Source organism: Rhodococcus sp. MS16, from assembly GCF_013277795.1.
Taxonomy (GTDB): Bacteria; Actinomycetota; Actinomycetes; order Mycobacteriales; family Mycobacteriaceae; genus Rhodococcus_F; species Rhodococcus_F globerula.
In genome coordinates this window covers 829,732-851,088 of record NZ_VBTM01000005.1, presented here as the reverse complement: position 1 = coordinate 851,088, position 21,357 = coordinate 829,732, and the positions used below count along the sequence as shown (strand labels likewise).

General features: G+C 61.1%; 21 protein-coding genes. 10 read left to right on the top strand and 11 right to left on the bottom strand.

What is annotated here, in order from left to right; all coding sequences use genetic code 11:
• Positions 1-18: 18 nt before the first annotated feature.
• From FEZ60_RS16730 to FEZ60_RS16715, 4 genes are all read right to left on the bottom strand, one after another.
• A complete protein-coding gene (locus tag FEZ60_RS16730) occupies positions 19-1,215 on the bottom strand; it encodes a hypothetical protein (RefSeq protein ID WP_207185754.1) in 1,197 nt (398 codons plus the stop codon).
• Positions 1,216-1,263: 48 nt separating this feature from the next.
• Complete coding sequence (locus tag FEZ60_RS16725; protein ID WP_172936539.1) at positions 1,264-2,274, bottom strand: NAD-dependent epimerase/dehydratase family protein; 1,011 nt, start codon at positions 2,272-2,274, stop codon at positions 1,264-1,266.
• A 126-nt stretch (positions 2,275-2,400) separates the two neighbouring features.
• The gene (locus FEZ60_RS16720; protein ID WP_080711608.1) at positions 2,401-3,297 is read right to left on the bottom strand and encodes a glycoside hydrolase family 16 protein; all 897 of its coding nucleotides are present in this window, start codon (positions 3,295-3,297) and stop codon (positions 2,401-2,403) included.
• Positions 3,298-3,618: 321 nt separating this feature from the next.
• Positions 3,619-5,079 carry an MFS transporter gene (locus tag FEZ60_RS16715; RefSeq protein WP_172936538.1) on the bottom strand — a complete coding sequence of 487 codons (1,461 nt, stop codon included), beginning with the start codon at positions 5,077-5,079 and terminating at the stop codon, positions 3,619-3,621.
• 160 nt (positions 5,080-5,239) lie between these two features.
• On the opposite strand from FEZ60_RS16715, the gene FEZ60_RS16710 reads away from it, so the two are divergent.
• The 3 genes from FEZ60_RS16710 (at position 5,240) to FEZ60_RS16700 (ending at position 8,402) form a co-directional block, all read left to right on the top strand.
• Positions 5,240-5,914 carry a TetR/AcrR family transcriptional regulator gene (locus tag FEZ60_RS16710; RefSeq protein WP_095887978.1) on the top strand — a complete coding sequence of 225 codons (675 nt, stop codon included), beginning with the start codon at positions 5,240-5,242 and terminating at the stop codon, positions 5,912-5,914.
• 164 nt (positions 5,915-6,078) lie between these two features.
• Positions 6,079-7,467, top strand: coding sequence for an HNH endonuclease signature motif containing protein (locus FEZ60_RS16705; RefSeq protein WP_045064503.1), 1,389 nt, complete (start codon positions 6,079-6,081; stop codon positions 7,465-7,467).
• 161 nt (positions 7,468-7,628) lie between these two features.
• The gene (locus FEZ60_RS16700; RefSeq protein ID WP_106939701.1) at positions 7,629-8,402 is read left to right on the top strand and encodes a class I SAM-dependent methyltransferase; all 774 of its coding nucleotides are present in this window, start codon (positions 7,629-7,631) and stop codon (positions 8,400-8,402) included.
• A 4-nt stretch (positions 8,403-8,406) separates the two neighbouring features.
• Here FEZ60_RS16700 and FEZ60_RS16695 read toward each other — a convergent pair whose 3' ends face one another.
• The gene (locus FEZ60_RS16695) at positions 8,407-8,733 is read right to left on the bottom strand and encodes a gas vesicle protein K (RefSeq protein ID WP_084702425.1); all 327 of its coding nucleotides are present in this window, start codon (positions 8,731-8,733) and stop codon (positions 8,407-8,409) included.
• A gap of 119 nt (positions 8,734-8,852) precedes the next feature.
• Here FEZ60_RS16695 and FEZ60_RS16690 point away from each other — a divergent pair, with 119 nt between their 5' ends.
• A complete protein-coding gene (locus FEZ60_RS16690) occupies positions 8,853-10,466 on the top strand; it encodes an amidohydrolase family protein (protein WP_172936537.1) in 1,614 nt (537 codons plus the stop codon).
• Between the two features lie 42 nt (positions 10,467-10,508).
• Here FEZ60_RS16690 and FEZ60_RS16685 read toward each other — a convergent pair whose 3' ends face one another.
• Entirely contained in the window at positions 10,509-11,156 is a 648-nt protein-coding gene (locus tag FEZ60_RS16685) for a TetR/AcrR family transcriptional regulator C-terminal domain-containing protein (RefSeq protein WP_045064498.1), read from the bottom strand.
• Between the two features lie 159 nt (positions 11,157-11,315).
• On the opposite strand from FEZ60_RS16685, the gene FEZ60_RS16680 reads away from it, so the two are divergent.
• The 5 genes from FEZ60_RS16680 (at position 11,316) to FEZ60_RS16660 (ending at position 15,949) form a co-directional block, all read left to right on the top strand.
• A complete protein-coding gene (locus tag FEZ60_RS16680) occupies positions 11,316-12,815 on the top strand; it encodes an APC family permease (RefSeq protein ID WP_045064494.1) in 1,500 nt (499 codons plus the stop codon).
• A gap of 122 nt (positions 12,816-12,937) precedes the next feature.
• Positions 12,938-13,447, top strand: coding sequence for a putative immunity protein (locus tag FEZ60_RS16675; RefSeq protein WP_033231629.1), 510 nt, complete (start codon positions 12,938-12,940; stop codon positions 13,445-13,447).
• Between the two features lie 85 nt (positions 13,448-13,532).
• Positions 13,533-14,729: a DUF6745 domain-containing protein gene (locus FEZ60_RS16670; RefSeq protein ID WP_172936536.1), complete on the top strand. Its 1,197-nt coding sequence runs from the start codon at positions 13,533-13,535 to the stop codon at positions 14,727-14,729.
• Positions 14,730-14,785: 56 nt separating this feature from the next.
• Positions 14,786-15,241: a hypothetical protein gene (locus FEZ60_RS16665; protein ID WP_141485565.1), complete on the top strand. Its 456-nt coding sequence runs from the start codon at positions 14,786-14,788 to the stop codon at positions 15,239-15,241.
• Positions 15,242-15,274: 33 nt separating this feature from the next.
• Positions 15,275-15,949: a dihydrofolate reductase family protein gene (locus FEZ60_RS16660; RefSeq protein WP_245006103.1), complete on the top strand. Its 675-nt coding sequence runs from the start codon at positions 15,275-15,277 to the stop codon at positions 15,947-15,949.
• Between the two features lie 25 nt (positions 15,950-15,974).
• Here FEZ60_RS16660 and FEZ60_RS16655 read toward each other — a convergent pair whose 3' ends face one another.
• The 4 genes from FEZ60_RS16655 to FEZ60_RS16640 form a co-directional block, all read right to left on the bottom strand.
• Positions 15,975-16,592: a maleylpyruvate isomerase family mycothiol-dependent enzyme gene (locus tag FEZ60_RS16655; protein WP_033231627.1), complete on the bottom strand. Its 618-nt coding sequence runs from the start codon at positions 16,590-16,592 to the stop codon at positions 15,975-15,977.
• A gap of 136 nt (positions 16,593-16,728) precedes the next feature.
• Positions 16,729-18,099, bottom strand: a complete 1,371-nt coding sequence (locus FEZ60_RS16650; protein ID WP_141485003.1) for an HNH endonuclease signature motif containing protein — start codon at positions 18,097-18,099, stop codon at positions 16,729-16,731.
• A gap of 137 nt (positions 18,100-18,236) precedes the next feature.
• Positions 18,237-18,560, bottom strand: a complete 324-nt coding sequence (locus FEZ60_RS16645; protein ID WP_033231625.1) for a DUF1330 domain-containing protein — start codon at positions 18,558-18,560, stop codon at positions 18,237-18,239.
• A gap of 166 nt (positions 18,561-18,726) precedes the next feature.
• Complete coding sequence (locus tag FEZ60_RS16640) at positions 18,727-19,566, bottom strand: helix-turn-helix transcriptional regulator (RefSeq protein ID WP_045064449.1); 840 nt, start codon at positions 19,564-19,566, stop codon at positions 18,727-18,729.
• 102 nt (positions 19,567-19,668) lie between these two features.
• Between FEZ60_RS16640 and FEZ60_RS16635 the strand changes: the two genes are divergently transcribed.
• Positions 19,669-20,349, top strand: coding sequence for an SDR family NAD(P)-dependent oxidoreductase (locus FEZ60_RS16635; protein WP_045066654.1), 681 nt, complete (start codon positions 19,669-19,671; stop codon positions 20,347-20,349).
• A gap of 24 nt (positions 20,350-20,373) precedes the next feature.
• On the opposite strand, the gene FEZ60_RS16630 is transcribed toward FEZ60_RS16635, so the two are convergent.
• Positions 20,374-21,348, bottom strand: a complete 975-nt coding sequence (locus FEZ60_RS16630) for an HAD family hydrolase (RefSeq protein ID WP_045064448.1) — start codon at positions 21,346-21,348, stop codon at positions 20,374-20,376.
• Between the last annotated feature and the right edge of the window lie 9 nt (positions 21,349-21,357).

Genomic DNA, 21,357 nt, shown 5'->3' with positions numbered 1-21,357 from the left:
GGCTCGGGGCACATCGGGTCAGTTAACAGAAGACAAATAGGCAATCGGATCGGTGGCAGCGCACTCCAGGGCCGACGTCACCAGGGCCTGCGGAAACACGTTTCCGTGGAACGACGCCGTCGTCGCGAGCGCACCTTCCACGATTGCCCACGTGAGCGTTATGCCCTCTGGGCCGACAGGGTCGTTGTGCGCCGAGTAGAACGGTGACGCGTCGGTGAGCCACGGAACCTGACCTTGTCGCGGCACCGGGCCGATGCTCGAAAACAGCAGCTGGGCCCGGGGATCTCGAGGGCGACTGATCGGATATGCGCCGGAATTGTTGATTCGCAAGCCGATTCGGGTCCGCATCATGTTCAGGGCGAGATTCGCAACGGGCCGGCCCGTTGCCACCGCCTCGGACGTGGCCTCGTGGATGCGGCCGGGCGTCGGGTTCGCCCCCAGATCGAATTCGAGTCCGGAGACGAAGTTTCCCAACGGAACTCGACCTGCCGCAAGGTAGCGTCTGGCATCGAGGGTCACAGTTGCAACGGGATTGATGGTGAGCCCGGCGTCGGCCAGCGCGCGGTGCAGCACCGAAGCGGTCAGGGCATACATCGACACCGACGGAAGGTTCTGGTCTCGCCACGCGCGCAACGACCGAACGGTGTCGGGATCAGTGGTGACCACGGCAGCAGTGCGGGCGGGCGTCCACGGTTCCACCGGCCCGGACTGTGCGGGACGCGGCGTCCGATCGAGTGACCGACGCAGCGCCCAGCCGCGCCGTGGATCCGAACCGTAGGTGCGCAGCGCGGCAGTGGTGATCCCCGAGCGCGAGGCACGCGAGGGTTGCCACACTCGAGGATCGGCGGGGTCGATCATGCCGAGGATGACCTCGTTCATCATGAGCGTCAGAGCGACCTCACCGAGACCGTGGTTGTGGTCGGTGCGGAGATAGTTCCCGGCCACTGTGACGGTTGTGGGGCGGTCCTCTCGTGAGACGTTCGACGCCGTATCGAGCAGGTCCATCGGGGAGGTCGGCGGATCGAGCCGAACTACTTCGGGGGCACACGATTCGGGATCGAATGTCCACCGATTGCCGTGCGCTGACGGTCTGAGTCCGAGGCGTGTGTGTGGCCCTGCTTCGGCCATCGTGCGAAGTCGAGCGGCAATGGTGGCGTCGTCAGGGAGATGTACGGGGCCGATGACGGACGTGATCCGCGTCCGGCTGTGCATCACGTCCAGGTGGCTGACTCGAAGAGATGCTTTGGGGGATGGCGGCATTTTTCAGACGAGCGTCGAGGGTGCTGTATCGGAAGACGGTGCTGTATCGGACGACGGTGCTGTATCGGACGACGCTGTATCAAGTTTCCGGAAGAAGTCGACGGTGCGGGCGATCCCCTCCGACAGTGACGTCAACGGGGTCCATCCCAATTCCGTGCGTGCCAGTGCGGCGTCGAGCGCGGACCGGCGAACATCCCCGAGTCGCGCGGGCATCCACGTGGGTTCTGCCGCGACGCCGGTAGCGTGCGCAAGCAATGCGTGTAGTTCGCGGTCGGACGTCTCCACTCCGGTTCCGATATTGAAGCGTTGTCCCGAGCCCGCGGTGCCCGATGCTGCGATCAGCGCCGTCACCACGTCCTCGACGAAGACGTAGTCCCGCGTATTTCCACCGTCGCCGAACAGGAAAGTGTTTCCGCCGGAAAGCATTTCGCGCGCGAAGATTGCGACGACGCCAGCCTCGCCGTGTGGATCCTGGCGGGGTCCGTACACGTTGGCCGGGGCGATGTGTGAGCAATCCAGACCGTGGAGTTGCCGGAAGCAGTTGAGGTAGTTCTCGGCGCTGATCTTGCTGCATGCGTAGGGCGAGAGCGGGTTGACCGGAGCGTGCTCGGAGACGGGCAGGTGTTCCGGTGATCCGTAGATGGAACCGCCGGACGACATGAACACGATCTTGCGAGCTTGTGCCGCGATCGCCGCAGATCCGATTTTCACAGTGCCGAGGATATTGGCGTCGGCGTCGTTGATCGGGTCGGCGACGCTGTGCCGCACGTCGATTTGCGCTGCGAGATGGAAAACCACTTCGGGAGCGAACGTCTCGAACAGCGGACCGATCTTGTCGTCCCGAATGTCGAGAACTTCGAGGTCGACATCTGCGGTCGCGAGCGCCGCGTCGAGGTTGTCTACCCGGCCGCGGCTCAGGTCGTCTATGACGAGCACTTGGTGACCGTCCTTGCGCAGGCGATCCACAAGCGTCGAGCCGATGAATCCAGCTCCTCCGGTAACCGCGGTGCGCACAGGTTTGCCTTCCCTTACTTTCGATGACTTTTGGGAGTCTAGGCAATCGGGTCCGAAAACGGGAATCTACGCCCATTGGGCTGGTCGAGGCACAGCTTTGTGCCTCGACCAGCTGTCAGGAAATTGTTACGCGCCGTCCCACGCGTGCACTGTCACCCAGTCGACGAGGAAATTGCCGCCGCCAAGAGCCGGGTAGAGGCTGGACTCGAGCTGGAGCTGCCACCGCATCGCGGTATCGGGGATTCCCCGCGTGGACTCGAGCAAGACCTTGTCGTCGAGCATGAATCGAACAACCGACGGGGTCCACTCGATCGTGACAACACGCCAATCCGCGTAGGTAGAGGTGTCGACATCGGAGAGTGCCTGGGAGTTCGCGTCCGCGCCGTCCTCGGCGTAGTGATGGAAACCGTAGATGGGTCCCGTCAGCGGGCCCTCCGGGAAGTTGATCTCGCCTTCTTCCGGCCATCCTTCGGAGTCCGGCCACAGCAGCATCGCCAACCGGTAACCGGTGATCGCCGGATGACTGACCTTGATGCGCGCCGAGTAGCGCCCGTACACCTGGGCCTGGCTGCTGCCGTTGATGACGGGGGACATGTTGGCTCCGGCACGGCGGCCGTCGACGTCGTGGAGGTAGTAGTCGAGTACGCCGTCGTGTGCGCTCACTACTTCGTCTGCGCGGTAAGGGTTCTTGTTGTACGTGTCGAGGTAGCACTCGGGGTACGTCCGCCAGCGTGTGTTCTCGGTTCCGGTGTAGACGATCTTGCCGGGGTTGTTGCACTCGTCGTTTGCGAAGCTACCGATCGGAGCATCGGTCGTGAAGTCGTCGACAAAGATTTCACGCCAACCGGGCAACGCTGCGCGCGGCGCTGCTTGCGTCCCGCTGACGCCACCACCGGACGAGCCGGCCGATCCGGTGAGTTGCGCTTGAGCGGTCGAGGGCAAGAGGATTCCGAGCACAGTCGCGGCGACGAGCGCCGCTGCGGCAGTGCTGCGGCGGCGAGACCGCTGGGTGGGCAAACGCATCTGACTTCTCCAAAGGGTTGAATGAGCGGCACGACGCACGGGTCGAACGACCAGTTTGCCGATCGCAGACCGTGGGTACTTTACTTACTCTTGGTCAGGAATGGGCACCTACCTCGAGCGCCTGCATGTTCTGGGAAATACCGAGACAGCCCCGGCTGCACTCAGAAGACTCTCAGAAACGTTGCGTAGGTTGGGTTTCGGCTCGTTGACGCCTCTGGGATGTTGACGTGACGGATGCTGCGGATATCTCGCAGCGAAAGAATACGAAAGCCGCCGCTACCTCATGGGTAGCGGCGGCTTTCGCACTGTGCCGGTGTCGGTTCAGTGAGCCGCTGCGGGTTCCGCGGGTACGTAGTCGGGAACGTCGCGGGCCGGGTTACGGAACTTCGGCAGGAATGCTGCCAGGAAAAGCGCGATGAGGGCCGATCCCGCGGCCAGGGCCATGATGACGCGGAACGCGTTCTCGGTCGGCAGCGTGGTGTCGCCGAGAGTCATTGTCATCTGAGCCAGGACGACGCCGGCGATTGCGCTGGCAAACGATGTGCCGAGTGCGCGCATCAGGGTGTTCAAGCTGTTGGCCGCTCCGGTTTCCGAGGCGGGAACCGCACCCATGATGAGGGCTGGCATCGCGCCGTAAGCCATGCCCGTTCCTGCGCCGATGATGAGGGCGATCATGACGAGTTGCCAGATGGAGTGCAGCGCGAAGATGCCGATGAGATATCCGATCGCAACGACGACTGCACCGATCATGAGTGTGATCTTGGGGCCGTGGGTGTTGGTGATCTTGGAGGAGACCGGCGCGATGAGCATCATGATGATGCCGGATGGGGCCATGACCAGACCGGCGATGAGCATCGACCCGCCGAGTCCGAAGCCGGTGGCTTCCGGCAGTTGGACAACCTGGGGGAACACCATGCTGGAGGCGAACATCGCGAATCCGAAGACGACGGAAGCGAGATTGGTCAGTAGTACTTGGCGACGCGCTGACACGCGAAGGTTGACCAGTGGCTTCGGGTTGCGCAGTTCCCACCAGGCGAAGATGGCGAATGCGATGACGGCGGCAGCGAGCATCGAGACTGTGAGTCCGCTCGCCCATCCCCAGGAATTGCCCTTGGAAATCGCCAGAAGCAGGGTGATGAGTGCGACCGAGAGTGTGAGGGCTCCGACGAAGTCGAATTTGCCGCCGGTGCGGACCGTCGATTCAGGCACGATGACCAGGATCAGACCCGTCACGATGGCGCCGAGGACTGCCGATGCCCAGAACAGAACGTGCCAGTTGGCGTATTCGGCGATCATAGCTGCGATCGGAAGTCCCAGTGCGCCACCGACTCCCATGGCTGCGCTCATCATCGCGACGGCGCCGGCCAGTTTCTTGGGCGGAAGCACGTCACGCATGATGCTGATACCTAGAGGGATGACACCGGCGGCGAGTCCCTGGAGGACGCGCCCAAAGACGAGTGGGACAACGCTCGAACTCATGGCACCCACAATCGAGCCGACCACCAGAAGTGCCAAGCTGATCAGGAGTAGGCGGCGTTTGCCGAACATGTCGCCCAACCGGCCCATCGTCGGGACGGCAACGGCTGAAGCGAGGAGGGTGGCGGTCACTACCCAGGCTGTGTCCGAGGCGGACGCGTTCAGGTATTCCGGAAGGTGCGGAATGATCGGGATGACCAGCGTTTGCATCAGCGAGACCACGATGCCGGCAAACGCCAGAATTGCTACTACGGCAGTAGTTGACGGCGGTGCGGCTTTACTGGGTTCAGAAGTGGATATCGACATTGGAAAGCTCCATCAGAGAAAAGTAAAGAAGTCTTGAATTAAGTCAACTGATTGAATAAAGTTAAAGCAGCTGACTGACTTCGCGCAAGCGCTGCGAGGTCGATGGTGATCAACGTCTCGGTGCGCACATAGTGCCGAGCACCTGACTTTGGCGGTAGATGTGGCAGCAAGAACTGAAGATGCGATCAGCGATTCGGGTACCCCAGCGGGCTCTCTTCGTTCCGTTGCGACTCGGGAGCGGATACTCGAAGTCGCGGAGCGGTTGTTTGCCGAGCACGGGATCTTTGCCGTCTCGAATCGTCAGGTGAGCGAGGCTGCTGGGCAGGGCAACAACGCCGCCGTCGGATATCACTTCGGCACAAAAATCGATCTACTCCGTGCAATCGTGAACAAACATGCCGCGCCGATCGAGCAGAAGCGCAAGGAGTTGCTGGCCGACGTCAAAGGTTCGACAGATCTCCGTGACTGGATCACGTGTCTGGTTCGAGCGTCCACTGATCATTACAACGAATTGACCGGACCCGCGTGGTATGCGCGGTTCAGTGTTCAGCTGATGGCCGATCCCACGCTGCGGGCCGTTGTCTACGAAGATGTTTCGTCATCGGAGCTCTTGCAAAAGATGCTCGGCGCGCTCGCCGCTTGTCTGCCCGACATGCCGGACGACGTTCGGCGCGCCCGCGGTGAAATGGCGCGGTATGTGATGCTGCACATGTGTGCCGAACGTGAAAGGCTCCTTGCCGGCGACGAATCGGTAGAGGTCTCGAACTGGGATGACTTCACGACAGATATCGTCGACGCGCTCGTCGGGCTCTGGAGTGCGCCGGTGACGCGCTGAAAGTTGTTGTCCCGGATCCGGTTGATCAATGCCCCTGGCTGAGAATCGCTTTCGCCAGAGGTGGCCGTTGTGATCGTTCGTGTCTACGCGTGAAATGTGCCCGAAATATCCCTTGAATCGAATGTTTGTTCGAGTATACTTGTGTCAAGGGTGGGGAGGCCTTGATGACGACGGTTTGTGATTCAACTTTGGTGGGGGATGTTGTTGCCGGTTCGGCTGTGGGTGTGCGCGGCAGGTTGTGGCGGTTACGCCCAGCCGAGGTTCGGGACGTTGCAGTCTGTGTATCTGCGGAAATTCTTCGGTTGGAAGCGATTCGGGTTGCCGCAGTGGATGAGTTGGCGCTCAATCCGGACGAGCAGGTGCTCTGCTACCGCGGTGTGGGGCGCTGGTTGGCGGCGAACACGATGCTGCAGAACGCGGCGGGTAACAAGATCGCCGCTCTCGGTGCCGCGCTGCGAGGGTTTCCGGACATTAATGCTCAATTCGAGGCGGGTGACCTCTCGTTCGATCATGCGGCGATAATCGTGGCATTCTGCGAATCGCCACCAAAAGGTATGCCTGAGAACGCGTTACCGTCCTGCATGGCAACCCTTCTCGCTGCCGCGTCGGGTGTCGAGGCGACCACCATCAAACTGCGGTATGCGATTGCGGTTCTCGAGCGGATATTCGAATCCGACGACACCCCACCCGGTGAGGACGACGACCTCAATGTCTTGCGGATTTCGCCGACGTTGAACGGTCGGGTCGCGATCAAGGGCGATTTCGACGCGTTGACCGGCGAAATGTTGTTGTCGGCGCTCTCGGGTCTGTCGATGCCGAAACCGGCTGCCGACGGAACCCCGGATCAGCGATCGACAGCCAAACGAACCGCCGACGCCTTCACCGAACTGATCCGTCGGTACCTCGACAATGCCATGACCGGTGTTGACGGTGGTCAGCGTCCGCATGTGAATGTGCATATCACCGCGAAAGACCTTGCCGAGCATCGGGAATGCGCCACCACGCGCAGCGATACCGCATCAGGTAGCGATGCCAATTTCGGCGATGCCGAGTTCTACGGCAGTGCATTCGATGACGACGAGCCTGATTTCGAAGATCTTGACGTCGGATACATGCCCTGGATGGGACCACTCAGCGTTAGCCTCACCCGGATGCTCGCCTGCGATTGCATGCTCTCGACCGTGTCGATGGACGGCAATGGCGCACCGTTGGATGCGACTCCACATAAGCGTCTCGTCACAGCAGAACAACGAACGGCGCTGATCGCCCGGGACAAAGGTTGCGCCTTCCCGAACTGCGATGCGGTACCCGCCTGGTGCGACGCCCACCACATAAATCCGTGGTCAACCGGAGGCTTGACGGTGATGGACAACCTCGCCCTCCTCTGCCGGAATCATCACCGATTGATCCACAGCACCAGTGGGTTCCGCGGCATCTGGGAAATCAAAATGGGCGATGATCACAAACCATGGTTCATCCCACCAGTTGCGATCGACCCGAAACAACGACCCCGCCGCTCCACCACCCGCCAAGGCCCGGTCCACCGAGACTGAATCCGGCTGCGCCGGAACTAAATACCGCGCCTAAGCTTCGCATCACCAGTCAAGACGATGCGAAGCCCCCACGCATGTGCCAAGAATCCACTCACGAGTTTAGGGCTGTATGAGCATGGCTACCCCTAAAGCTCAGGATGCCCTACGCGTAGGAGGAGTTTGTGACCGCCGACGGATCCCAACCGCCTCGCCAACCGAGTTCAGCCGATTTTGATGCGCTGTATCGCGGCGACTTCGATGCCTTTGCGCGCAATACGGAGTTGCCTGACGCTGCACAGCGCAACGAACTCGACTTCGACCGAGTGCCATGGGATATCGGCGAAGCTCAACCGGTGGTTCGGAAACTCGAAGCTGACGGCCAGTTAGCGAGCGAAGTCCTTGATATTGGTTGTGGTCTAGGTGAAAACGCTCTGTTTCTTGCCGACCGTGGGTACCAGGTGTGTGCACTCGACGCCTCACCTACGGCGATTGGGATCGCACGCGAACGCGCCGGTCTGCGGGGACTCGAGAAGGCAGTGGATTTTGCTGTTGCCGACGCCATGACACTTGATGGGTACGAGAATCGGTTCACCACTGTTCTCGACAGCGCGCTGTACCACTGCTTCCCGGAAGATCAGCGCCAACCGTATGTCGAGGCAGTACTACGAGCCTGCCGACCCCAAGCCCGGCTTCACCTGGTGTGCTTCTCGGACGAGGTTCCAGAGGAATTTCCTGGTCCTTATCGAATCAGTGAGGACAATCTGCGTCGAACGCTGACCGACGCCGGTTGGATCGTCCGGCACCTCGAACGTGCCACTTACACCACGGCGTTCACCCGCGGAGAGTTTGCGCGCCAAGCTAACTCGCCCTTGGCTGCTATCGTCGAAGGGCTGGGCTTCGATTCCCGCGACAGGCTTCTGGCTCCGGCGTGGCTGGCGACAGCAGAACATCCCTGAAAACTTATTCGTCGGCAAGAAATGGTCCGAGGGGGCCGAGATCGATGTTGAGGTCTTCGGGCGTCAGATCAAAATGCTCGCGGAACTCTCCCATCTTCTCCTCGAGCAACATCAGTGTGGTACCGATGCGTTCGACCTGCGCGTCGGACAGGCCGCCGACATCTTCCGGTGACACTGCTTGTGTTGCAAGCAAATCCGACCGCACCGCGTCGTAGGGGCGGTCGGGGTGTGGTGTGAATTTGCGGCGCCGGTAGATCACGGCAAGGAAGGCCGTACCGGACGGTTGTCTGAGTGGCGTTGACGCATTGCCTCGCGTTTGACCCACACCCATCTACAGAAGAAATCGCCGTAAAGCACTCAAATCGCAACGTGGAAACTGCTATTGACGTCGATGAATCTGCCGTCTAAATTAATCGAATCAAATTCGATTAATGCATGGAGGTGCGGTAGGTGGAGGCCGAACTACTTTTTGTCGGAGGCACGATACGCACGGGGGATTCGGTCCAGACGGTCAGCGACGCGCTCGCTGTGGTCGGCGGTCGCGTGGTTGGACTGGGGGAGCAGGCTCGTGCATTGAAGTCGACGCGAACCGAAGTCATCGATTTGGAGGGTGGGGCACTACTGCCCTCGTTCGGCGACGGCCATGTTCACCCGTTGATGGGTGGCCTGGAAATGCGTGGTGCCAAGATTCGCGACTGCAACAGCATCGATGAGGTCTTGCAGGAGGTGCGTCGCTGGGCGGATGAGAACCCCGACGCCGAGTGCATCTTCGGTGAGGGCGTGTCGCCTACCCTCGCTCCGGGCGGTCGGTTCGATGCTCGCTGGCTCGACAGCGTGGTCGAGGACAGACCCGTCGTCCTGCGCACGATGGACTATCACACCGCGTGGGTCAACAGCGCTGCACTGCGAAGCGCCGGGTTGACGCGCGATACGCCGGATCCGGTCGGCGGAGAGATCGTGCGAACGTCGGACGGTGAGTTGCTCGGGACCCTACGTGAATGGGGAGCGATCAACCCGGTACTGGCATTATTGCCCGCCGTAACCCTCGATGCGGGAGTTGATTCGCTTGCGGCAGCATCGAAAATGCTTGCCGCAGCAGGTATCACCTGGGTGCAGGACGCGTGGACCGAACCAGGCGATGTCGAGATCTGGCTGGCCACCGCTGAAAGTGGGCGCCTGTCCACCCGGGTAAATCTTGCATTCCGAGCGACACCTGAGAGTTGGCAGGGCGACCTGCCGGCGTTTGTCGAAGCCCGGCAGAAGGTCGCAGAACGGGGTGGCGACGCAGTCAAGGCAGGAACGGTGAAGTTCTTTGCCGACGGTGTCATCGAGGCCGGAACGGCAGCGCTCCTCGCGCCGTACACGGATTGCCCGCATTCCCACGGAATCAGCAATTGGACAACCGATGAACTCGGTCGAGCTGCCGCTGAAGTGGACCGGTTAGGTTTTCAGATTCATATCCATGCCATCGGCGATGCAGGTGTACGCATGGCCCTCGATGCAATCGAATACGTCGATCGATGCAACGGCCCGCGTGATCGACGCGCCACTATCGCGCATCTCCAATTGGTTGATGGCAACGACCTGGACCGATTCACGTCATTGGGAGTGATCGCCAACTTTCAGCCGCTATGGGCCCAGCTCGACCCGCTGATGACGGAGCTGACCATTCCGCGGATCGGCGCCGACCGTGGTGACCGCCAATATCGCATCGGAACCCTCGCTGAGCGCGGCGCGCGGGTGGCATTCGGCAGCGATTGGCCCATCACCGCCTTCGAACCGATCAAGGGAATTGCCACTGCGATTCACCGCCAGACGCCGGCTGGTATCCCGAGTGAAGGATGGCTACCTCGCGAACGCGTCGGCCTCGATTGGGCCCTGGCAACATACTCGGCGGGCGTCGCCTATCAGGGATTCGAAGAGGACATGTGGGGTTGCCTTCGGCAGGGAATGCGAGCCGACATGATCCAGCTTCCCGTCGATCCCGGCCAACTTGGCTCCGCCAAGGAGCTCAGCGACTTGGTTGTCTCCCGAACGTGGTTGGGAGGTAGGCAAGTTCACTGAGCGCTGCTTGTCATGGCGCATGCCTGGATCTGCCACAGCTGCTCACGAGTAGGACGCTGGGCGCGCCGATGTCTCGTGCACTTCCTCGAGGAGACGTCGAAAGCCTGACAGCAGAGCCATCCAACCGAGTTCGAAGGCTTGCTCGGCTCTGGCTGGACCCCGCGGCGCCGCAGCAAGCGCCAGAGTCAGAGCGTCGTCGGGTGTTGTCGAGTCCGGTTCGATCATGACTTCCGGTGCCGCTGCATCCAGTGCGGCGCCGAGGAGAAAGTTCTCGGCAGCGGTGATGACCGCCAAGATGTGGTCGTCCGGGAATCCGGCTTTCCTGAGGCCTTCTGCGGGAGCGTAGTAGACCGATAGCGACGTGGGATCACGCACCGTCTCCGTAGCGAGGAGGCGGATCGAGGTGGGGTGTCTACTGAACGCGGATCGATACGATCGAGCCCATGCAGTAAACGCGTCGTCCCAGGTTAGGCGCTCGAATGCCGACCCGTCGATTTCCCGTACGACGCGGTTTCGAACGAGTTCCACCACGGCCGCGCGACCCTTTGCATGGTGATAGATGGATGACACCTGCACATTCAGGTGTTTTGCAAGATCAGGCATTTTGAAGTCGCCGTCACGATCGACGAGCGCGAGCGCTGCCTCCGCAATTCGTTCGCGGTCCAGACGTGCGATGCGCGGTCTTCCCATCGTCCCCCCACCTCTCAAATCGAAGTTCATTCGATTATGCCCTTGTGGCGCCGGTCACAACGATCTACCATAATCGAAACTGATTCGATTAATTCTGGTTGCACCCATATCTGCCTGTTTCGGATAGTCGCCCCCTCGCCCTGACTGGAGAAGTTGCTCATGAAGAAAACTGCACCCGAACCCGCTCTGAAGCTGGAAGGAGGCGTCCTCGGCACCGCCGGCATCGTCTTCTTTGTCGTGGCGGCGGCGGCGCCATTACTGGTGATGGCAGGGGTTGCGCCTCTGGCCTTGAACATTGCCGGCATCGGGGCCCCCGGCGGATACATTTTGGCCGGGCTCGCACTAGGAGTGTTTGCAATCGGCTTCACTGCGATGAGCAAGTACATCCACAATGCAGGCGCCTTCTACGCCTATATCTCCGTCGGGCTCGGCCCTCGGTGGGGCCTGGCCGCAGCGGTGCTTGCGCTGGTGTCGTACAACGCGCTCGAGATCGGAATCTTCGGGGCCCTAGGCTATTTCGCGCAGTCAACCATGGCGGACTTGGTTGGGCTGGATCTGCCGTGGGGAGTGTGGTCCTTAATCGGGGTTGCCTTGGTCTGGTTCCTCGGATCTCGATCGGTACATCTCGGCGCTCGGTTCCTGATCCTGTTGCTGACCGCGGAGACGGGGATTCTGGTGCTGCTCGCAGCCGCCGTTCTTTTTCAAGGCGGCGCCGTGGGAATTGATCTCGACTCCTTTGCGCCGTCTAACGTGTTCAGCCCCGGTCTCGGTGGGGTGCTGACCCTGGCCTTTGCTGCGTTCATCGGATTCGAAGCGACTGCCCTGTACCGGGAAGAAGCAAAAGATCCCGCTCGGACGGTTCCGCGGGCGACCTACATCGCGGTGGCATTCCTGGGTCTCTTCTACGCATTCATGGTGTGGATCATCATCCAGGCGTATGGACCGGATCAGGCTCTCGAGCTAGCAGCTAACGATCCCGCCGGTATGTACTTCAACGCCATCGAGCACTACGTCGGAGGTTGGGCGAGCACCCTCATGGAGCTGTTGATCATCACGAGCATTCTCGCCAGCCTGCTCGCGTTCCACAACGCAATCACCCGCTACGTCTTTGCGCTTTCGCGCGAACGTGTATTGCCCCAGTTCCTGGGCAAACTACACCCGGTCTACAAGTCCCCCTATGTGGCCAGTGCGGTACAGAGTCTCCTGGCGATGGTGGTAATCGTCGTGTTCGTAGTCGTCGGTGCCGACCCTTACCTCGAGCTCCTGCTGTGGGTGAACTCGCCCGGTATCGTCGGCATCGTCGTGCTTCAGGTCATGGCGGCCGCGGCAGTTATCGCATTCTTCTGGAACGATCGTCGCGGGCATTCGGTCTGGAGGGTGCTCGTAGCTCCCGTATCCGCTCTTCTGATGTTGACTTATGCAACGTATTTGATTGTGGACCAGATGGAATTGATTACTGCCGCTGGAACCGCAGTGAACGTGGTGCTCGTCGCCGTCACGCCTGTGAGCCTGGCTGTCGGTTGGCTTCTCGGTATCCGGCTTTCACGACGCGACCCGGCGCAACTCTCGAGGTTGGGTACCACTGACGTCGACGCCGAACCGTCGACGGAGTCTGACGGCGTGAGCAATTCTTCCACCTCGCCTGGTCAAGTAACGTAGAGCCGTCCGAGCAATTGTCTCCGAGCAATTGTCTCCGAGTAATTGTCAAGGGCGGCAAAGTCTCTGCCGAGTTCCCCAGGAAGCAGTGTTCGGCCAGCGCGAGCAGAAGGAGCGTACGAACCATGATCCTCCCGAAGGTCCGGGATCCGCGCTTCGTGACGATCCGTCGTGGTGGGACCCTCACAGATTCCGATCACCACCTCCTCGCTCTCTGGGCGGCATCGTGCGCCGAGCACGTCCTTCACCTTTTCGAGTCGGTTCAGCCGCAGGATCCGCGGCCGCGTGAAGCGATCGAGGGTGCGCGAGCCTGGGTGCGGGGTGAGGTCACGATGATGCAAGCTCGCGCTGCGGGCGGTCATGCAATGGGCGCGGCTCGGGACCTGCGTGGGCCGGCGCGGCATGCTGCGTACGCTGCCGGACAGGCCGGAGCCGTCGCACATGTCGCCGCGCACGAACTTGGTGCTGCCGCCTACGCGATCAAGGCCGCACGTGCTGTTGCGACGGAAGACGAGGAGGCTGCGGGCCGACTCGAGTGCCAGTGGCAGCGCGACCAGCTCCCGGTATCGATTCGTGAGTTGGTACTTGATGACCAGCGGCTACGGAATGACATCTGCTGGTCGGTGTTCGGCTGATGAGGTACCGGCCTTGCGTTCCGCGCTTCCTCGTGTCACCCTCGATAACTATGACTACACGAAAGGCCGACACCGCAACCATCGCGTGAGCGCCGCGCCGATGTACTCGGTGTCGCGACACCGAGCATCATTCACCAGCAACGTCGATGCTGTGCGGAACGAGTGGCTGGAACACGGTCTCTGCGCACGCCCCTCCGACCGCGACACTGCAGAATGGGCTGTCGCGCAACTGTATCGGCGATCAGGATTTCCGGAGCCGGAGTTCCTCTGGGTTCCTTCGCCCCCAGCTGGATCAGATCTGATTGTGGCCGAAGGCTTGTCGATGTCGTTGGACAGCAACCGACTTCGTTGCGCTTCCGCCCGCATTGCGAGCATGTTTTCGGACTTACGCAGCCGTATGGATGCGCACATCGAGCGTCGAAGATCAGACTTGCCGAACGAACGCTGGGGGATCGACACTGCACGTACTCAGTCTCCCGAGGATGCGGTTCGGCTGGGAATCAGCCCCGATCGGATCATGAGAGCAGCTGTCTGGGACTCGTTGCACACCACACTATTCGACGGGGTTGCGGCTGCGATACGGACGATGTCGACTCCCGTCCCGGGAAGCGTGACGTGGTACGGACAGCAGGAAGCTCATCGAATCGCCTACTACGACGCGTACCGTCGATGTGGTCTTGCTTCTTTCCGTTCCGACGATGACGAACTACTCGACATTCACACCGCTCTGGCTGGTGCAACCGGATGGTGGTGGGCGTTCGACACCATATGCGTCATGTCGGAAAGGCCCACCGTCCTGCATACCGAACCCACACCGGGCCGAGTGCACAACGAACGTCGGTTGCATCATTCGGATTCTCCAGCAATTGAATTCGGCGACGGACACCGCGTCTACGTTCAGCATGGGACGATTGTTCCCAGCTGGGTAGTTCTCGATCCGACGGCCGAACGCATTGCGGACGAACGGAATATCGAAGTCCGCCGCTGTGCGATCGAGCGCATCGGATGGGACACCTACATCGATACGGCTGGACTCGCACTGGTCGACCGAGTCGATGATCCCGGCAATGCCGGGCACACGCTACAACTCTATGCATCGCCCGACGGCTGGGGACGTGGTGGTCGAATTCTGCTTGCAGTCAACGGCTCTCCTGAACGCGACGGACGTCGTCGTCGTTACGGGCTCTACGTCCCTGGATGGTTCTCATCAGCCCTGGACGCTGCAGGATGGACCTACGGCATAGCCGGCGTCGACTACGCCCGACTCGTTCGTCGGACCTGACCCAACCCCTGAACTTCAATTCCGAACGTCAATCCATGAACTCCCAGGTGGCTCATATGAATTCGACCATGACTTTGTCCGCGCTCACTGCCCTCACGGGCCTCGATGTCTTCGACTATCTCGACCGAGAAGTATCCATACCCGTCGTCGACGGCTTGCAGGCACAAGGTGATCTCATCGTGGTCCCGTATTCGCTTGTCTCCGATATCGTCACGCCCGCAGCGTGGACGAGGTCGGTGAACGTACCACTCTCCGGAGTGGAGTTGCTACGCAGTGCGGCGGGCGGGAATCCGCACAGCCTGGTCGCCGACGAAGGTGTGTGCACGTGGTCGTCGCCGGTGAGAGATTCCCGGGGTCTTGCTCTGGGCATCCTCGACGCCCACGGGACTGCTTATCTCATCCACCCAGAGCATGGCGCCACTGGAATCGCGCCAGGCCGCTATGTCATCGGACGGCAGCGAGAGCGGGGCGCCGGACGGGCGATCAACGGGATGCAACTCGTCGCAGATTGACGCCCTGGACCACGTCCGAGCAAGCTGAGGTCAGTGATATTCGAGGATGCCCGTGAACACTCGATGGTGGAGAAGGGAATTGCGGCCATGAAACTGACGACCATCACTAATGTCTCCCTCGACGGCGTTATGCAGGGGCTCGGCGGGGCGGATGAAGACCGCAGAGGCGGATTCGAGCGTGGCGGATGGGCGCTGCCACTGTTCGGCAAAGACATCGAGGGTACGACGTTCGTCAATGACGTCTACCAGCGCGCCGACGCCTTCCTGTTCGGACGGCGAACCTATGAGATCTTCGCCGGGTACTGGGGAGTGATGGAAGATTCGGGTAACCCCATTGCAACGGCATTGAACACGCGGCCCAAGTACGTGGCATCGACCACGCTCACCGAACCGGGTTGGGCGAATACGACCGTACTCTCCGGCGACCTTGCGACGGCTATCCGCGAGCTGAAAGCCAAGCCTGGGGGTGAGTTGCAGGTACACGGCAGCGGCAACCTCGTTCGCTGGCTGTTCGACAACCGGCTCGTCGACGAGATCACCCTGCTCATCTATCCCATGATCATCGGCCAGGGCACGCGGCTATTCCCCGAGTCGGGACCGGATATCGCACTGGACCTGGTCGACTCGCAAGTCACGTCAAAGGGCGTGACAATTCAGGTTTACCGGGCCACCGGGCGACCGGAGTATGCCACCGCTATCGCCGACTGAAGCACGCTCCATTGGTGTTGAAGCGTCAGTTGCCGTCGTGAAACATGCGGGCGCGGAGAACATCAACGCCATCGCCGTCAAGATCGTCGAGCACCGATGCCCTCCCGACCATTGCGAGGGCCAGCGCCTCCGCTCGCCCGTGGACTTCTGGTCCGGTGCCGCGTTCCCAGGGGAGATCGGAAGCAGTGAACCGGAGGCCCTTGGTGAATCGACGCGGCTGTGCAAAGGGATCGGGTCGATCGAGTACAAGTCGTAGACGCTCCGGATCGATCGTTCGAGGTAACCCGAGCGGTCGCCTGATGTCCTGCTGGTGCACAACATGGTCGGAAAGGGTGAGGCGTGGGGCATATCTTGCGAACCAACTCGTGGTCGCGGAAGCTGCGAGACGATCGACGAGGATGTCTGTCGGCACGTCATTCTGCGCGGTGACGTAGCGTTCGTTGACACGGTTAGCGGATAGATTGTGCAGCGCTGCAAGGAAATAGCGAGGCATCGTAACGGAATCCATCGACACATGTATCGCAACGTCGCGCACCGACCAGTGTCCGCAGAGTGACGGCGTTGACCATTGATCAGGGCTCAGGGTCTCGAGTAGTGTGACCAGCTCCCGACGTTCAGCGAGGATGTGAGCCTTTACGTTCATCTCCGCACGGTAGCTCGATCTCTAGGATTATGGCGACGAAGACATGTTTCTGGCGCGGGACATGCGTGTGGGCTTCGCATCGGCTAGCTGGTGATGCGAAGCTCTCACACGGTATGCAGTTCCGGCAGAGCCGGATTCAGTCTCGATGCACTGGGCCTTGGCGGGTGGTGGAGCGGCGGCGTCGTTGTTTTGGGTCAATCGCAGCTGGTGGGATGAACCACGGTTTGTGATCGGTGCCCATTTTGATTTCCCAGATTCCGCGGAACCCACTGGTGCTGTGGATCAATCGGTGGTGATTTCGGCAGAGGAGGGTGAGGTTGTCCATCACCGTCGGACCGCCCACTGACCAGGGTTTTATATGGTGGGCATCGCACCAAGCGGGTACGGCATCGCAGTTGGGGAAGGCGCAGCCTTTGTCCCGGGCGATCAGCGCCGTGCGTTGTTCCGGTGTGACGAGGCGTTTGTGCGGCGTCGCATCGAGCGGTGCCCCGTTGCCGTCCATCAGGACGGTGGAGAGCATGCAGTCGCAGGCGAGCATCCGGGTCAGGCTCACACTGAGTGGTCCCATCCAGGGCATGTATCCCACATCGAGATCCTCGACATCAGGCTCGTCGTCATCGAACGCACTGCCATAGAACTCACCATCATCCGATGCGCCTTCGCTGCGCATGGTGGCGCATTCGCGATGCTCGGCAAGGTCTTTCGCGGTGATGTGCACGTTCACATGCGGACGCTGACCACCGTCAACCCCGGTGACGGCGTTGTCGAGGTACCGGCGGATCAACTCCGTGAACGCGTCGGCGGTTCGTTTGGCAGCTGATCGTTGATCCGGGGTTCCGTCCGCGGCTGGTTTCGGCATCGACAAACCCGAGAGAGCCGATAACAGCATTTCGCCTGTCAACGCGTCGAAATCGCCCTTGATCGCGACCCGTCCGTTGAGCGTCGGCGAAATCCGCAAGACGTTGAGGTCGTCGTCCTCACCGGGCGGGGTGTCGTCGGATTCGAATATCCGCTCCAGAACTGCAATCGCATAGCGGAGTTTGATGGTGGTCGCCTCCACGCCGGATGCGGCAGCAAGTAGAGTCTTCATACAGGACGGTAACGCCCTGTCCGGCATACCTTTTGGTGGAGATTCACAGAACGCGACGATTATTGCCGCATGATCGAGCGAGAGATCACCGGCCTCGAACTGCGCAGCAATATCCGGGAACGCCCGCAACGCGGCACCGAGGGCAGCGATCTTGTTACCGGCCGCGTTCTGCAGCATCGTGTTCGCCGCCAACCACCGCCCCACACCGCGGTAGCAGAGCACCTGCTCGTCCGGATTGAGCGCCAACTCATCCACTGCGGCAACCCGAATCGCCTCCAGTCGAAGAATTTCCGCAGAAACGGAAACAGCAACGTCGCGAACCTCGGCCGGTCGCAATCGCCACAACCTGCCACGCACACCCGTCGCGGAACCGGCTACAACATCCTCCACCGAAACAAAATCGTTCACCGTAGTCATCAAGGCCTCCCCACCCTTGACCCAATTATACTCGAACGTCTATTCGAATCAATAGGCATATCGGGCACATTCGATTTGCATCGAGTGCGGCTCGGGGAACTCGAGTAAGTCTGCAGGGGAATAGGTTTGAGATTCGGTCAGATCAGGATGTCGGTTGCTCGGTGGTTTTGGTTTACGCCTTCGAAAAAGGCCACGGTGCCAGTCGAGTTATTGATTCGAAGCGGAGCGATAGCTTGGTAGGCGTCCGATGTATACCAGTGTTGGGCCGCAGCGGACGTGGGGAATCGGAGGATGATGAGATCGCCTGACCACTGTCCCTCGCGGACGTCAGGCAAGCCTCCGTGGATGATGAAGCGGCCCTCGAACGGTGTGAGGGTGCTGTCGATGCGTTGGAGGTATTCGGTGATGTCGTCTCCCATGGCGACGTTGTTGAGGATGCCAACTACGTAGCTTTCAGTCATGTCTGGTTCCTGCCTCTCGGAGGAGCGCGTGTATAACTAATCGTTTGTCTCTCAGTAACGTTCAGCTGGGTTCGCTCTGGAATCGAGTGTTGCAGGAGCAACGGCGCCGCGTCGATTACCTCAGGGGTAATGTGCTGTCCTACGTATGAGTGTGTCGCCGTGTTCGTCAGTGATGCGTCAGGTCCTGCAATCCGGCGACACGAAGCAGATCAAGCTTGGCTGCGTCGGCGGATCCGGGCGCGACTGTGTAGACGACGATCCGCAGGTCGCCGCTACCGGGCGCGCTGAGAACATCGCAGTCAACGGTGATGTCGCCAACAGTGCGGGTATGCACTGTCTTTCGGCTGGACCGGTGCAGGGCTACGTGTGCTTGCTCCCAATGCGCTGCAAACTCGTCGGATTCGGAAAGGAGGCGGTCGACGAGGTCCCTGAGCGGTGCGTCGTCGGGATAGCGCCCCACTGCGGATCTCAAGTCCGCGACCAGATCCGCTCTGAATTCGTCTTCTCCGACGGCGGTATGAGTGACACGTGTGTTCTCCTCGGTGAAAACCCGCCAGACAAGATTGTGCTGAAACCCGGCCAACAGTGAGGGATCGCCGAGCAGTGCTGCCCAGAGCGGATTCCACAACAGGAGGTCATGCGCGGCGCTGAAGACGCCGACCGGCACGTCGCCGAGACGGTCCACGATCCGCTGGACGCTCGGACCCACGTGGCGCGGCAATGAGGCAGGCGTCGGAGTAGCGACTCCGGCGACTCGATACAGGTGGTCGCGCTCTTCGTCGGTCAGGCGCAATGCCCGCGCGAGCGCGCCGAGCAGTTGCGCCGAGGGATTGGTTGCCCGGCCTTGCTCGAGGCGCACGATGTAGTCGACGCTGACTCCGGCGAGCATCGCGAGCTCTTCCCGGCGAAGCCCTCGGGCACGCCGACCTGTACCTGGTGGCAGACCGACGTGCTCAGGCTGCACACGGTCACGCCAGGCGCGCAGCACACTTGCGAACTCGTCCATGCCCTCATCCTGCTCGCTGTGGGCGCGCAGTGGGTAGTACTGCTGGTCCCACCGTCGATCGGTGCCTGGTGCGCGCACCGAAGTTGAGCGAGCGTTGTGGACATGACTACGACACTTATTTCAGGAGCCAACCGCAGCCTCGGACTGGAGACCGCGCGACGGCTCATCGACGCCGGCCACACCGTCTATGCCGGGATGCGGGACCTGGCTTCAGCTGCCGAGGTGCAGAACCTCGGCGCTCACCCCGTCCAACTCGACGTCACGGATCAGCGCAGCATCGATGCGGCGCTCGCGCAGCTGCCCGAGCTCGACGTTCTGGTAAACAACGCTGGCGTCCTCGGCAGGTCTTTCAGCGTCGACGACCTCGACGTCGACGCCATGCAGGAAGTATTCGACACGAATGTCCTTGGTGTCGTGCGTCTTACGCAGGCCGCGCTTCCGTTGTTGCGACGCTCGTCGAATCCGGTGATCGTCAATGTCGCATCCGGAGTCGGCTTCGCCCGCTCGCTGGCCACCCCCGGTACCGATGAGCACTTTGTGCGGGCCGTGCCGTACGCGAGCTCGAAGGCGGCTGTGATCGCTTTGACTCTCCAATACGCGAAGAACCTGCCGGAATTTCGGATCAATGCCAGCGATCCGGGCTACACCAGTACCGACTTCAACGGCCACCGTGGACACCAGACCATCACCGAAGGCACTGATGCGACGGTGATGTTGGCCCAACTAGGCACCGGTGGACCCACCGGAAAGTTCTTCAACCGCAACGGCGATATCGACTACTGAACTATGCCGTTGAGCGCCCTACGGTCAGCTCGGGAACACGGCACTCCAGTCGTTCTCGATGCTCGCTATGGTCCAACCCCGGGCATCCGCGAGATCGAATGCCTGCTCGGCGCCCTCCCGATATGCGAACTCGCGACGTGAATCATCGTGCTGTACAAGTATTTGCAACGATGGGAGGTCCGCTCGCTCCGAGAACTGCAACATCGGGATATCGCCGTTGCTGTTCCCCGCGGCGAGGAGCGGCCGTCTCCCGATACGGCTCCAGATTCGGACCGGCTTCTCGGGGCCGTCGACCAATACGTCCAATGCGGGTTTATGGACGAGCGTGCCGCCGCGGCCGTCGGCCTTCCATACCAGCGACGCGCTGCTACCGATGACTCGCTGACGGGGCACCCCGTACACGTCCAGGCTGATCGGCCGCATGAAGTCACGCCCACCACCGGAGACGATGTAGTTGTGGAACTCGTTCGTCTCGAGGTACCGGAGCAACTCGATCATCGGCACGTAGCCACACGTCAGATAGGTACGTCCTAGGGTGGGATGGTCTGTCGTGCGCAAGAATTGGTCAGCCAGCTTCTCGAATTCTTCCACGGTGATGTCGGTGTACGCCATCAGCACCCCTTTGGCGAACACCTTCACCCCACTGTTGTCGCCGTGGTAGTGACCGGTGATGACACTGCTGAACCAGCCGTAGTCGCGGGTGACGGCGGCGAGCCACGGTTGGCGGGTGCCCAGAGCGGGATCCACCTCAGTCATGACCACGAGGCGGCGCAGGATGAAGTCGAGCTGAATGGGCATCGGTTTCTCACACCACAGCGTTCCGTCGTTGTCGAACACCGCGATTCGCTCTTCGGCGGGGACGGCCCCCGGACCTCCGGGATCCGTCACCCGCCCGACGAACTCCAGGATTGCTTGCTTACTCGGACCCTCGTGCCAGCTGGGGAGCGGATCACCGATCTGTCCGCCGGTGTCCAGATCGGATCGAACGTGTTCGGGCATAACCTGATT